Source organism: Amycolatopsis sp. NPDC049688 (assembly GCF_040674975.1).
Taxonomy (GTDB): Bacteria; Actinomycetota; Actinomycetes; order Mycobacteriales; family Pseudonocardiaceae; genus Amycolatopsis.
Map to the genome: position 1 here is coordinate 101,278 of NZ_JBFANY010000023.1, position 13,361 is coordinate 114,638.

The 13,361-nt window shown below is 70.0% G+C and carries 10 protein-coding genes; 8 read left to right on the forward strand and 2 right to left on the reverse strand.

Annotated features, from left to right (window positions below; all coding sequences use genetic code 11):
• Positions 1–39: 39 nt before the first annotated feature.
• From AB0J55_RS42350 to AB0J55_RS42370, 5 genes are all read left to right on the forward strand, one after another.
• Positions 40–1,461 carry a gamma-aminobutyraldehyde dehydrogenase gene (locus tag AB0J55_RS42350; RefSeq protein ID WP_364262610.1) on the forward strand — a complete coding sequence of 474 codons (1,422 nt, stop codon included), beginning with the start codon at positions 40–42 and terminating at the stop codon, positions 1,459–1,461.
• 8 nt (positions 1,462–1,469) lie between these two features.
• Positions 1,470–2,531 (forward strand): ABC transporter ATP-binding protein, encoded by a 1,062-nt coding sequence (locus AB0J55_RS42355; protein ID WP_364262613.1) that lies wholly within the window; start codon positions 1,470–1,472, stop codon positions 2,529–2,531.
• Between the two features lie 18 nt (positions 2,532–2,549).
• Positions 2,550–3,752, forward strand: coding sequence for an ABC transporter substrate-binding protein (locus AB0J55_RS42360; protein ID WP_364262616.1), 1,203 nt, complete (start codon positions 2,550–2,552; stop codon positions 3,750–3,752).
• Positions 3,753–3,827: 75 nt separating this feature from the next.
• Entirely contained in the window at positions 3,828–4,667 is an 840-nt protein-coding gene (locus AB0J55_RS42365; protein WP_364262619.1) for an ABC transporter permease, read from the forward strand.
• A 23-nt stretch (positions 4,668–4,690) separates the two neighbouring features.
• On the forward strand, positions 4,691–5,473 hold the full coding sequence (locus tag AB0J55_RS42370) for an ABC transporter permease (protein ID WP_364262622.1): 783 nt from the start codon (positions 4,691–4,693) through the stop codon (positions 5,471–5,473).
• A 255-nt stretch (positions 5,474–5,728) separates the two neighbouring features.
• Here AB0J55_RS42370 and pip read toward each other — a convergent pair whose 3' ends face one another.
• Positions 5,729–6,673, reverse strand: a complete 945-nt coding sequence (gene pip, locus AB0J55_RS42375) for a prolyl aminopeptidase (RefSeq protein WP_364262625.1) — start codon at positions 6,671–6,673, stop codon at positions 5,729–5,731.
• A gap of 432 nt (positions 6,674–7,105) precedes the next feature.
• Between pip and AB0J55_RS42380 the strand changes: the two genes are divergently transcribed.
• Positions 7,106–8,032 (forward strand): undecaprenyl-diphosphate phosphatase, encoded by a 927-nt coding sequence (locus AB0J55_RS42380; RefSeq protein ID WP_364262628.1) that lies wholly within the window; start codon positions 7,106–7,108, stop codon positions 8,030–8,032.
• Position 8,033: 1 nt separating this feature from the next.
• Positions 8,034–8,876, forward strand: a complete 843-nt coding sequence (locus AB0J55_RS42385) for a cytochrome c oxidase assembly protein (RefSeq protein WP_364262631.1) — start codon at positions 8,034–8,036, stop codon at positions 8,874–8,876.
• Here AB0J55_RS42385 and panB read toward each other — a convergent pair.
• Positions 8,873–9,736, reverse strand: coding sequence for a 3-methyl-2-oxobutanoate hydroxymethyltransferase (panB, locus tag AB0J55_RS42390; RefSeq protein ID WP_364262634.1), 864 nt, complete (start codon positions 9,734–9,736; stop codon positions 8,873–8,875). The two genes, AB0J55_RS42385 and panB, sit on opposite strands and share 4 nt — an antisense overlap.
• A gap of 238 nt (positions 9,737–9,974) precedes the next feature.
• On the opposite strand from panB, the gene lysX reads away from it, so the two are divergent.
• Entirely contained in the window at positions 9,975–13,298 is a 3,324-nt protein-coding gene (gene lysX, locus AB0J55_RS42395) for a bifunctional lysylphosphatidylglycerol synthetase/lysine--tRNA ligase LysX (protein WP_364262687.1), read from the forward strand.
• Positions 13,299–13,361: the final 63 nt, after the last annotated feature.

Sequence of the window (13,361 nt, forward strand, 5' to 3'; positions counted from 1 at the left end):
TTATATGTTTTAGCCCCGCCAGCACCCGAGGGAGTAGCCGTGCAGGAGCTGAAGCACTACGTCGGCGGCGCGTACGTCGAGTCCAAGTCGGGCCGGACGGCCGAGATCGTCGACCCCGTCACCGGGCGCCCCTACTGCACCGCGCCCATCGCCGGGCCCGAGGACGTCGACAACGCGCTGCAGGTCGCTGCGACCGCGTTCGAGACTTGGCGGGAGACCACCCCCGCCCAGCGTCAGCTCGCGCTGCTCAAACTCGCCGACGCCCTCGAAGCCCGGGCCGAGGAGATCGTGGCCGTCGAGTCAGCGAACACCGGTAAGCCGATCGCGCTGACCATGGCCGAAGAAATCCCGATGGTCCTGGACCAGGTCCGGTTCTTCGCCGGGGCGGCGCGCGTGCTCGAAGGCCGCGCGGCGGGCGAGTACCTGGAAGGCCACACCTCCTTCGTGCGCCGCGAGCCCGTAGGCGTCTGCGCGCAGGTCACGCCGTGGAACTACCCGCTGCTGATGGCCATCTGGAAGATCGCGCCCGCCCTCGCGGCGGGCAACACGGTTGTGCTCAAGCCGTCCGACACGACCCCGGCGTCGACGCTGCTGCTGGCCGAAATCGCCGGCGAGTTCTTCCCGCCCGGCGTGTTCAACGTGCTCTGCGGCGACCGGGACACCGGCCGCGCGCTGGTCGAACACGACATCCCGGCGATGGTGTCGATCACCGGCTCGGTCCGCGCGGGCATCGAAGTCGCGAAATCCGCCGCGAACGACGTCAAGCGCGTCCACCTCGAGCTCGGCGGCAAGGCGCCGGTCATCGTCTTCGCCGACGCCGACCTCGAAGCCGCTGCCGAGGCCATCGCCGTCGCCGGGTACTTCAATGCGGGCCAGGACTGCACGGCCGCCACCCGCGTGCTGGTCGCCGACGACGTGCACGACACCTTCGTCGCCGCGCTCACCCGGCAGGCCCAGCACACCAAGACCGGCCGGCCCGACGACGAAGACGTCGCCTACGGCCCGCTCAACAACGCGGCCCAGCTCGAGAAGGTGACCGGGTTCGTCGACCGGCTGCCCGCGCACGCAACCGTCCACTGTGGAGGCCACCGCGCGGGCGAGGAAGGCTACTTCTACGAAGCGACCGTCGTCTCCGGGCTCCGGCAGGACGACGAGGCCATCCAGGACGAGATCTTCGGCCCGGTCATCACCGTCCAGCGGTTCTCCGGCGAAGCCGAGGCCCTGAAGCTCGCGAACGGCGTCCAGTACGCCCTCGCGTCCTCGGTCTGGACCCGCGACCACCAGCGCGCGATGCGCACCGCCGCGAAGCTCGACTTCGGCTGCGTCTGGATCAACACGCACATCCCCCTGGTCGCCGAGATGCCGCACGGCGGCTTCAAGAAGTCCGGCTACGGCAAGGACCTCTCCCTCTACGGCCTCGAGGACTACACGCGCGTCAAGCACGTGATGAGCGCACTGTGAGGGTCGCAATGCCCAACCAAGCACCGTCCGGGACACGGGAAGCACCCGCGGCGCCGGAAAGCACGCGCCCGGCCATCCGGCTTTCCGGGCTGCGCAAGCACTTCGGCGACGTCCACGCGGTCGACGGCGTCGACCTCGACATCCCGCCCGGCGAGTTCTTCTCCATGCTCGGCCCCTCCGGCTCCGGCAAGACGACGGTGCTGCGGATGATCGCCGGGTTCGAGCTGCCCACCGAGGGCACGATCGAGCTCGACGGCCACGACGTCAGCCGGCTGGCGCCGTTCGAGCGGGACGTTAACACGGTGTTCCAGGACTACGCGCTGTTCCCGCACATGTCGGTGCAGCAGAACGTCGAGTACGGCCTGCGCGTCAAGCGCGTCCCGAAGCAGGAACGCCGGGAGCGCGCGCTCGAGGCGTTGAAGACCGTGCGGCTGGAGGACTACGGCTCGCGCAAGCCCACCCAGCTGTCCGGCGGCCAGCGCCAGCGCGTCGCCCTGGCCCGCGCGCTGGTCAACCGGCCCAAGGTGCTGCTGCTCGACGAGCCGCTGGGCGCCCTCGACCTCAAGCTGCGGCAGGCCATGCAGCTGGAGCTCAAGCAGATCCAGCGGGACGTCGGCATCACGTTCGTCTTCGTCACCCACGACCAGGACGAGGCGCTCACCATGAGCGACCGGATCGCGGTGTTCAACGACGGGAAGATCGAGCAGGTCGGCCCGCCCGAGGAGGTCTACGAACGGCCGGCGAGCGCGTTCGTCGCCGGGTTCGTCGGGACGTCGAACCTGCTGGGCGGCCGCGGTGCCGAGAGCGTCATCGGGCGGCCGGGGCTGTTCAGCATCCGGCCGGAGAAGATCCGCATCGACGGCGACCTGTCCGAGCCCGCGGCCGCGGGGGACACCAGCGCGACCGGCACGGTCACCGACGTCGTCTACGCCGGGGCCACCGTGCGGTACTCGGTCGCGCTCGACGCCGGCGGGCAGCTTTCTGTTGTCCGGCAGAACACCAACGGGGTTCTCGCCGACGGGCGCGTCCGCCTGAGCTGGCGCAACGAACACAGCTTCCAGGTCCAGTAGCACCGCAGAAGGGTTGCCATGAAGAACAGGAAGACGCGGCTCGCCGGGGTCCTCGGCGCCAGCCTGCTGTTGGCTGCATGTGGCACGTCCGGCTCGAACTCCGCCGCGCCGCCGGGCGCGCAGGGCTTCACGCCGCCGAAGCTCGAAGCGCTGAAGTCCCTCGGGCAGCCGGAGGGCCAGCTGAACGTCCTGGCCTGGCCGGGATACGCGGAGAACGGCTCGAACGACCCGAAGGTCAACTGGGTGACGCCGTTCGAGCAGCAGACCGGCTGCAAGGTCAACGTCAAGCCGTTCGGCACGTCCGACGAGGCCGTGACGCTGATGAAGACCGGGCAGTACGACGTCGTGTCCGCCTCCGGTGACGCGTCGCTGCGGCTGGTCGCGTCCGGGGACGCCGAGCCGGTGAACACCGCGCTCGTCCCGAACTACAACGACGTCCAGCCGTTCCTGAAGAACAAGTCGTGGAACAGCGTTGGCGCTGTGTCATATGGCATCCCGCACGGCTGGGGCGCGAACCTGCTGACCTGGCGCACCGACAAGGTGAACCCGGCGCCGACGTCGTGGTCGGTGATGTTCGACGCGAACTCGCCCTACAAGGGCAAGGTGATCGCCTACGACTCGCCGATCTACATCGCCGACGCGGCCCTGTACCTGCAGGCGCACCAGCCGGACCTGGGCATCAAGAACCCGTACGCCCTGGACGACAAGCAGTTCACCGCCGCGGTCGACCTGCTCAAGCAGCAGCGGCCGCTGGTGAGTGAGTACTGGTCGGACTACCTCAAGGAGTCGCAAGCGCTGAAGAACGGCGACGCCGTCGTCGGCTCCGCCTGGCAGGTCACGGTCAACCTGACCAAGGGCGAAGGCGCGCCGCTGGAAGCCGCCGTGCCGAGCGAAGGCGCGACCGGGTGGTCGGACACCTGGATGGTGGCGGCGAAGTCGGCGCACAAGACGTGCGCGTACAAGTGGCTCGACTACATCATCAGCCCGAAGGTCAACGCCCAGGTCGCCGAGTACTTCGGCGAAGCGCCGGCGAACACGAAGGCGTGCGCGGAGATGACGGACAAGACGCTCTGCGACACCTACCACGCCAGTGATGCCGGGTACGCGGCGAAGATCGCCTACTGGACCACGCCGATCCCGCAGTGCCTCGACGGCCGCACGGACGTCAAGTGCAAGGACTACGGCGAGTGGACGAAGGCCTGGACCGAGATCAAGGGCTGACCCTCCGACCCCGGACGCGGCGGGCTGTGTCCCCCCACTCCGCCCGCCGCGTCCGGCCTCATGCTGCGAGGCACGATGACCGCCGTTTCCGCCTTCTTCTACCGCAAACCCCGGCTGCGCCTGGGTTTCCTGCTGTCGGCGCCGCTGCTCTGGCTCGGCCTGGCCTACCTGGGCGCGCTCGCCGCGTTGTTCGTCACGGCGTTCTGGCACACCGACGCCTTCACCGGCCAGGTCGTCATCGACTGGTCGCTGGACAACTTCAAGACGCTGTTCACCGACGCGGTGTACCGCACGATCACCTTCCGCACGGTCGGGATCGCGGCCCTGGTGACGGTGATCGACGCCGTCATCGCGTTCCCAATGGCCTACGCGATGGCCAAGCTCGCCTCCCCGCGGGCGCAGCGGATCCTGGTGATCGCGGTGATGACGCCGTTGTGGGCGAGCTATCTGGTGAAGGCGTACGCATGGCGCTCGATGCTGTCCGGCAACGGCGCCCTGAGCTGGCTTTCTCCCGGGTACGGCGTCACGGCGACGATCATGACGCTGTCGTACCTGTGGCTGCCGTACATGATCCTGCCGATCTACGCCGGTATCGACCGGCTGCCGGATTCCCTTGTGGACGCTTCCGGCGACCTGGGGGCGCGTTCGTTCCGGACGTTCCGCTCGGTGATCCTGCCGCTGACGTTCCCGGCGATCGTGGCCGGTTCGATCTTCACGTTCTCGCTGTCCCTGGGCGACTACATCGCCGTGAAGATCGTCGGCGGCACGTCGCAGATGCTCGGCAACGTCGTCTACGACAACATCGGCGCGGCCAACAACCTCCCGTTCGCGGCGACGGTGGCGACCGTGCCGGTCGTGATCATGCTCGCGTACCTGGCCGCGGTGCGCCGCACCGGGGCGCTGGACAACCTCTAGGAGCTCTCGTGCGTGCTTCCCGTGTGCTGCTGTGGACGGCGCTGGGGCTCGGCCTGGCGGTGATCTACTTTCCGCTGGTGGTGGTGCTGGTCAACTCGTTCAACGCGGACACCACGTTCGGTTTCCCGCCGACCCGGTTCACCGTGGAGTGGTGGAGCCGGGCGGCGTCGAACGAAGGCGCGCTGCACGCGCTGTGGACGAGCGTCGAGGCGGGGCTGGCGGCGACGGCGATCGCCCTGGTTCTGGGCACGATGGCGGCGTTCGCGTTGCAGCGTTATCGGTTCTTCGGCCGCAATCCGGTGTCGCTGCTGATCATCCTGCCGATCGCGTTGCCGGGGATCGTCACGGGTATCGCGCTGAACAACGCGTTCCGGACGATTCTGGGCATCGACCTCGGCCTGCTGACGGCGATCATCGCGCACGCCACCTTCTGCATCGTGGTGGTGTTCAACAACGTTGTCGCGCGGCTGCGGCGGATGGGGGGCAATCTGGAGGAGGCGTCGATGGATCTGGGTGCGACGGGGTTCACGACGTTCCGGTTGGTGACGTTTCCGATGCTGCGGTCGGCGTTGCTGGCCGGTGGTCTGCTGGCGTTCGCGCTGTCGTTCGACGAGATCATCGTGACGACGTTCACCCTGGGTACGGGTATGGAGACGCTGCCGATCTGGATCTATGACAACCTGTTCCGGCCGAATCAGGCGCCGATCGTGAACGTGGTGGCGGCGGTGCTGATCGTGGCGTCGACGGTCCCGGTGTATCTGGCTCAGCGGCTTTCGGGAGACACGGCGTCCGGTGGACGGCTCTAGTGGGCTACAGCGGGGGAAAAGATGTCCTCGCCGGACGGGCAGGCTCTGGGATGGCCTCTGGTTTTGCTTGTCCCCTCGGCTTCTCGAGGGGGTCGCTGGGTGGTCATCCCGTCGCCTGATTGAGGCCTATCACTTTGAGCCGGGCCCGCAAGGTTGGGCTGTTATCTCGCGTTGCGCTGTGTGTTGCGGGCCCGGCTCAAAGTGATTTGACGGCCTCAGGCGACGGGATGACCACCCAGCTGCTTTGCTGGGTTGCTACTCGCGGAATGAGTCCGTCGCCGCGCGCAACGCGGCCAGCACGCCGGGGTCCGTTGCCGCGTGCCCGGCTCCTTCGAGCAGCTTCAGCTCCGAACCTGGCCACGCCCGGTGCAGCTCGTACGCCGTGATCGGGGGGCACACCGTGTCGTAGCGGCCCTGGACGATTGCGCCCGGGATGCCTGCCAGCTTGCCTGCGTCGCGGATCAGCTGGCCGTCGTCCAGCCAGGCGCCGTGGCGGAAGTAGTGGACCGCCAGGCGGGCGAATGTCAGCGCGAACGCCGGCTCCGCGTACTGGTGGATGAACGCCTCCTGCTGCACCACCGACACCGTTGCGCCCTCCCACGTGCTCCACGCCACCGCCGCGCGGTTGCGGACCTCCTCGGCCGGGTCGTCGAGCAGGCGGGCGTACGCCGCCAGGGGGTCGTCGCGCGAACCCGGGGGCAGTGGGGCCAGGAACGCCTCCCATTCGCGGGGGAACAGGTGGGCTGCGCCGCCGCGGTAGATCCAGTCCAGTTCGCTCTGCCGGACCGTGAACACCCCGCGCAGGATGATTTCGCTGACCCGCGAGGGGTGCGTCTCGGCGTACGCGAGGGCCAGCGTCGCGCCCCACGAGCCGCCGAAGACCTGCCAGCGTTCGATGCCGAGTCGCTCGCGCAGGAGTTCCATGTCGGCGACCAGGTGCCACAGCGTGTTCGCCGTGAGGTCGTCCGCTCCCGGTGTCGAAGCGCCGGATCCGCGCTGGTCGAACTGGATGATCCGGTAGGCGGCCGGGTCGAAGTGGCGCCGGGTCATCGGGGCGATCCCGCTGCCCGGGCCGCCGTGCAGGACCACGACCGGCTTTCCGGCCGGGTTGCCTGCCTCCTGGCAGCGGATCCGGTGCCCGTCGCCGACGTCCAGGAATCCTTCGGCGCGCGGCCCGATCGGCGGGTAGAGCTCGTCCATGCGATTACTGTGCCGCAGGGGCCCTGGCCGCCGCCCCGACACCCCGCCGCCGGGTGCCGGGACGACGGCCAAGAAGGTGGGGACCCGCCCCCGCCGCCGGGCTGAGCGGGTCCCCGGTCCGTGACGCGTCAGCGGTAGGCAGCCGCTTCCGCGAACTTCGAGGGGCCGGCGAGTCCGATGCCGTCGGGGTGGTCACGACGGCCGGCGATCCGCACACGCATTTCCGTCCTCCTCGTCGAGGTTCGATGCTTCGTCGTGGCGGCGACGGGCTAAACGCTAAGCCACGAGTCGAACAGCAGTCAAGAACATGATTGATGTTCATGCATGTGAACGCCAGCTGTGAGGACGCTGAGCCGGCCCGTCCCCCTTGCCTCGTGCTTACGAATAGGCCGGTACTTTCCGGTGTCAGGATTGTCGAAAAAGGGGTGCGAAATGTCCGCGGTGACCTATGCCGAGGCGATTGTCGTCGGGGCATTGCAGGGGGTGTCGGAATTGTTTCCGGTGTCCAGTCTCGGCCACAGCATCCTGCTGCCGGCCTGGCTCGGCGGCTCGTGGCAGCGGGACCTGAGCATCGGCAAGGACTCGCCGTACCTGGCGGTGCTGGTCGCGATGCACGTGGCCACCGCGCTCGCCCTGGTGCTGTTCTTCCGGAAGGACTGGGTGCGGATCATCGGCGGGCTGTGGACGTCGATCCGCCGCCGCGAGGTGCGCACGCCGGACCAGCGGCTCGCCTGGCTGCTGGTGCTCGCCACCATCCCGGTCGGGCTGGCCGGCCTGCTCTTCGAGAGCCTGCTGCGCGACTTCCTCGGCAAGCCGGTCCCGGCGGCGATCTTCCTCGCCCTCAACGGCGGAGTCCTCTACGCCGCCGAGAAGTTCTCCCGCGCGAAACCTGTCGAAGAAGCGGACACTGTGGACTTTTCGGCGGAGGAGACGCTGGTCATGCGGGCGATCACGGTCGAGAAGAAGACCGACGTCCGGCTGGCGAAGCTGCGGGTCGGCGAGGCGGTGCTGATCGGCGCCGCGCAGATCCTCGCGCTGCTGCCGGGCATCAGCCGCTCGGGCATCACGATGGTCGCCGGCCTCCGCCGCGGGCTCGGCCACGAGGACGCCGCGCGGTTCGCGTTCCTGCTCGCCACGCCGGTGATCCTCGCCGCGGGCGTGCTCAAGATGCCGACGCTGTTCGCCCCGGAGAACCACGCTTCACTCGGCCCGGCGCTCGTCGGCAGCGTCATCGCCGGGGTCGCTTCGTACATTTCTGTCCGGTTCCTCACCGGATACTTCGAAACGCGCACTCTGACCCCGTTCGCCATTTACTGCGTGGTCGCCGGAATCGGCAGCCTGATCTTCTTCGCGGTCTGACGTGCTCGACGTCCCGGCGCTGCTCGCCGTGCTCGTTCTCGGCACGCTCTACGTCCGCGCGGCGCACGGGCGAGGGTGGCCGCGCGGTCGCACGGCGGCGTTCCTCGCCGGGCTGGCGACGATCTTGCTGGTCACCTGCTCGCCGCTGGCCCTTTACGACCGGACCTTCTTCTGGGTCCGCGCGGTCCAGACGGTCACGCTGCTGATGGTCACGCCGCTGCTGCTGGCCCTGGGCGCCCCGATCCGGCTCCTGCTCGACACGGTCCCGGCGCCGTGGCTGCGCCGGCACGGGCGCGGCAAGGTGGCCCGGGCGCTGACGTTCCCGCCGGTCGTCACGCTGACGCTGGTCGTGCCAGTGCTGGTGCTGTACCTGACCCCGCTCTACGACCTGGTGCTGCGGTCGTCGCTCGTCGACGGCCTGGTCCGGCTGGCGCTCGTGCTCGCGGGCTTCACGTACTTCTGGACCCGGCTCGGTCTCGACCCGACGCCGCGGGAGGACCCGCACCTGGTGTCGGTGTGGATCGCGTTCACCGAGGTGATCTTCGACGGCGCGCTCGGCCTGGTCCTGTGGCTGGGCCCGCTGCTCGCACCCGCGCACTACGCGGCGGCGCACCCCGGCCACGGCCCGGACCCCCGCACCGACCAGATCATCGGCGCGGGGGTGCTGTGGATCGGCGGGGACGTCGCCGGCCTGCCGTTCGTCGTCGCGTTGTTCGTGCGGTGGGCCCGCGACGACGAACGGCGGGCGAAGCAGATCGACGCCCGGCTGGACGAAGCGCCCCCGACCGGGTTGTGGTGGGAGACCGACCCGGCGCTCGCCGAGCGGTTCCGGAACCGGGGTTAGTCGTGGAAAGCGTGTTCCGGTGCCGGGAACTCCCCGCGGCGAACGTCCTCCGCGAACGCCGTGGCCGCGTTCTGCAGCACCGTCGCGACGTCGGCGTAGCGCTTGACGAACCGCGGTGCCTTGCCGCGCCGCAGGCCGGCCATGTCCTGCCAGACGAGCACCTGCGCGTCGCAGTCCGGGCCGGCGCCGATGCCGACCGTCGGGATCTTCAGCTCCGCCGTGACGCGCTTGGCGGCCTCGGCGGGCACCATCTCCATGACGACCGCGAACGCCCCGGCCTCCTGCAGCGCCAGCGCGTCGGCGAGCAGCACGTCCGCCGCTTCGCCGCGCCCCTGCACCCGGTAGCCGCCGAGGTTGTGTTCACTCTGCGGGGTGAACCCGATGTGACCCATCACCGGCACACCGGCCGAGGTCAGCGCCTCGACGTGCGGGGCGAACCGGCGGCCGCCTTCGAGCTTGACGGCGTGCGCCCGGCCCTCTTTCATGAACCGCACCGAGGTTTCCAGCGCCTGCTGCGGCGAGAGCTGGTAGGAGCCGAACGGCAGGTCGGCGACCACGAGCGCCCGCTTGACCGACCGGGTGACCGCCCGGACCAGCGGCAGCAGCTCGTCGACCGTCACCGGCAGCGAGGTGTCGTAGCCGAACACGTTGTTGGCCGCGGAGTCGCCGACGAGCAGCACCGGGATCCCGGCCTCGTCGAACAGCGCGGCGGTGTACATGTCGTAGGCGGTGAGCATCGGCCACGGTTCGCCGCGTTCCTTGAGCTCACGCAGGTGGTGGACACGGACCTTCCGGCCCGCGGCCGGCTTGGCGGCGGGTCCGGTGCCGTAGGGGGCGGGTTCTTCGGCGCTGGCAGACATCGTCGTCGACCGTCCTTCCCTCGAGGCCTCGGTGAGGTCCCCGGGTCGTGGAGCAGAGGCGTCTCACAGACTGACACGCCCCGGTACCGGCCCCAACCGCCTGCGACCAGCTTCACACCCCCGAGGACCATGGGCGGTCAGCCTCCAGGTTGATGCCGGGGGACAACCAATCCGGGTTCACTTACGTCAAGAAGAGGGCATGACCACCGAACGGCCGCGAAAGGCGACGAAACCACCCATGGGAAACCTCGCGAGCTCGCGTCCGCGCCTTCCCGTCTGGAAGGCGAAGGCCGGCGGCATCACCGCGACCGTCGTGCAGCTGGCCGCCGTGTTCTCGGTGATCCTGCTGTTCACCAACGGCCCGCACGGACGCCTTCTCAACGGCATCGACATGGCCTTCTCGGCCCTCAGCGTGCCCACCAGCGCGAGCCTGGTCATGGTCCTGCTGCTGGTCGTCCTCGGCGGCGCCCTGCGCCGCCGCAAGAAGGCGGCGCTGTACACGCTGGTGCTGTTCCAGGTCGGCGGCCTGCTGCTCACCCTGGCCCTGCAGGCGACCCTGCTCTGGTCACCCGAACTGCTGACACTCGGCCCGAAGCAGGTCCGGCACATCCCGGCGCAGCTGTGGGTGCTCACCCTGGCCGACATCGCCTCGATCGCGCTGATCGTGTTCCTGCTCGCGCTGCGCCCGGCCTTCCCGGCCCGGCTCGCGCCGAGCGCCTGGCGCGACGGCCTGGCCATGCTGTTCGGCGGTTTCGCCGTGGTCATCCTGGTCGGCTGGGGGCTGGCGGAGGCGTTCCCCGGCCACCTCGGCGACAGCTGGGAGCGGTTCGCCTGGGTCGTCAACCACGCCACCGGCGAGAACCTGCAGCTGCGCCGGATCGGCGTCGGCGAGGGGCCGGGCTGGCTCGACGTCTTCCTCGACCTCAGCGCGACCGCGGTCGCCACCGCAGCGCTGTACCTGCTCTTCCGCGGGGTACGCAGCCGCAGCCTGCGTACCGACGACGAGGAGCTCCGCCTGCGCCGCCTGCTCGCCGAGCACGGCGAGGACGACTCCCTCGGCTACTTCGCGACCCGGCGCGACAAGAGCGTGGTCTTCGCACCGAACGGCCGCGCGGCGGTCACCTACCGCGTCCTGGGCGGCACCAGCGTCGCCAGCGCGGACCCGGTCGGCGACCCGGAGGCGTGGCCCGACGCGGTCCGCGCGTGGCTCGACGAGACCCGCACGTACGGCTGGACCCCGGGCGTGCTCGGGGCGAGCGAACGCGGCGCGAAGGTGTACACCGACGCGGGCCTGCGCGCCCTGGAAATCGGCGACGAAGCGATTCTCGACGTCCGCGACTTCAGCCTGGCCGGCCCGGAACGGCGGTCGGTGCGCCAGGCCGTCAAGCGCATCGAGCGGGCCGGCTACACCTCGCGGGTCCGCCGCCACGGCGAGATCCCCGCGGCCGAGATGACCGAGCTGCTCTGGCGGGCGCAGGCCTGGCGAGGCGCGGAGACCGAGCGCGGCTTCTCGATGGCGCTGGGCCGGCTCGGCGACGCCAGCGACGGCCGCAGCGTGATGGTCGAGGCCTACGACGCCCACGGCGAGCTGCGCGGGCTGCTGTCGTTCGTCCCGTGGGGCCGCCGCGGGCTGTCGCTGGACCTCATGCGCCGCGACCGCGACGCCGAGAACGGCCTCAACGAGTACATGATCGCCGAGGTCGTCGCGGCCGCGCAGCACCTCGGGGCGCAGCGGATCTCGCTCAACTTCGCGATGTTCCGCGCGGTGTTCTCCGAGGGCGAGCGGATCGGCGCCGGCCCGGTGCTGCGGGCCTGGCGCGGCATCCTGAGCGTGTTCTCGCGGTTCTTCCAGCTGGAGTCGCTGTACCGGTCCAACGCCAAGTACGGGCCGGACTGGGAGCCGCGCTTCCTCTGCTACTCCTCGGCCCGGCGGCTGCCGCGCGTCGGCATCGTCGCGGGCGCGCTCGAAGGGTTCGTCCCGACCGGACGGTCGCGGTCCCTGCGGCTGGAGACGGTCGGCGACGACTTCGTCGCCCGCGTCAAGGAGATCGAGGAGTCGGCTTCGACGCCGGCGCCGAAGGTGGTGCGGCGGCCCGAGCAGGTCCGCGTCCGCATCGCCAAGCTCGGCAAGCTGCGCGAGGCCGGCATCGACCCGTACCCGGTCGGGTTCCGGCGCGACGACCACATCGGCGACGTCGTGGCGAAGTTCGGCGCGCTGGCGCCGGACACCACCACCGGCCACCGCGTCCGGGTCGCCGGGCGCGTGCTGAACCTGCGCGTCCTCGGCGGCCTGTGCTTCGCTCGCATCAAGGACTTCAGCGGCGAGATCCAGCTGATGCTCGAGGCGGGCGAACTCGACCTCACCGGCTGGCGGACCGGCGTCGACCTCGGCGACCACGTCGGCGTCAGCGGCCAGGTCGTGACTTCGAAGCGGGGCGAGCTCTCGGTGCTCGTCGACGAGTGGACGGTCACCGCGAAGTGCCTCCACCCGTTGCCCGACAAGCGGAAGGGCCTCACCGACCCGGAGACCCGCGTCCGGCAGCGCTACCTCGACCTGGCGGTCAACCCCGACTCGACGAACATGCTGCGGCTGCGGTCCACCGTGGTCCGCGCGGTGCGCGACCGGCTGCACCACGCCGACTACCTCGAGGTCGAGACGCCGATGCTGCAGACGGTCCACGGCGGCGCCAACGCCCGGCCGTTCGTCACCCACATCAACGCCTACGACATGCGGATGTACCTGCGGATCGCGCCCGAGCTGTACCTCAAGCGGCTGTGCGTGGCCGGCGTCGAGCGCGTCTTCGAGCTCAACCGCAACTTCCGCAACGAAGGCGTCGACGCGACGCACAACCCCGAGTTCACGATGCTCGAGGCGTACCAGGCGTACGCGGACTACGACACGATGCGGAACCTGACCCGCGAACTCGTCCAGCACGCGGCCGAGGCGGCGTACGGCGCCCAGGTCGTGCGGCGGCCCGACGCCGACGGCAAGGTCGTCGAGTACGACATCTCCGGCGACTGGCCGGTCGTGCCGGTCCACGAAGCCGTCTCGGCGGTGTTCGGGGAGCAGATCGACTCGGGGACTTCGGTGGCCGACCTGCGCCGCCTGTGCGTCGCCGCCGGTGTGCCGGTGGGGGAGGACCCGAGCCACGGCGACCTGGTCCTCAAGGCGTTCGAGCACCTCGTCGAGGGCGCGACCGTGCTGCCGACGTTCTACACCGACTACCCGACCGACGTCTCGCCGCTGACCCGCCAGCACCGCGAAGACCCGCGGCTGGCCGAGCGCTGGGACCTCATCGCGTTCGGTTCCGAGGTCGGCACGGCCTACACCGAGCTGACCGACCCGATCGAGCAGCGGCGGCGGCTGGAGGCGCAGTCCCTGCGCGCGGCCAGCGGCGACGTCGAGGCGATGGAGCTGGACGAGGACTTCCTGCTGGCCCTGGAGCACGGCATGCCGCCCACCGGCGGCCTCGGCCTGGGCGTCGACCGGCTGCTCATGATGCTCACCGGAGCGTCCATCCGCCAGACAGTCCTGTTCCCCTTCGTCCGTCCGCAGGCATAACGGATCGGTCGACCTGGTCACGGTGACTCGGCCGGGGCGCGGGAGGTCGCTTACTGTGTGCCT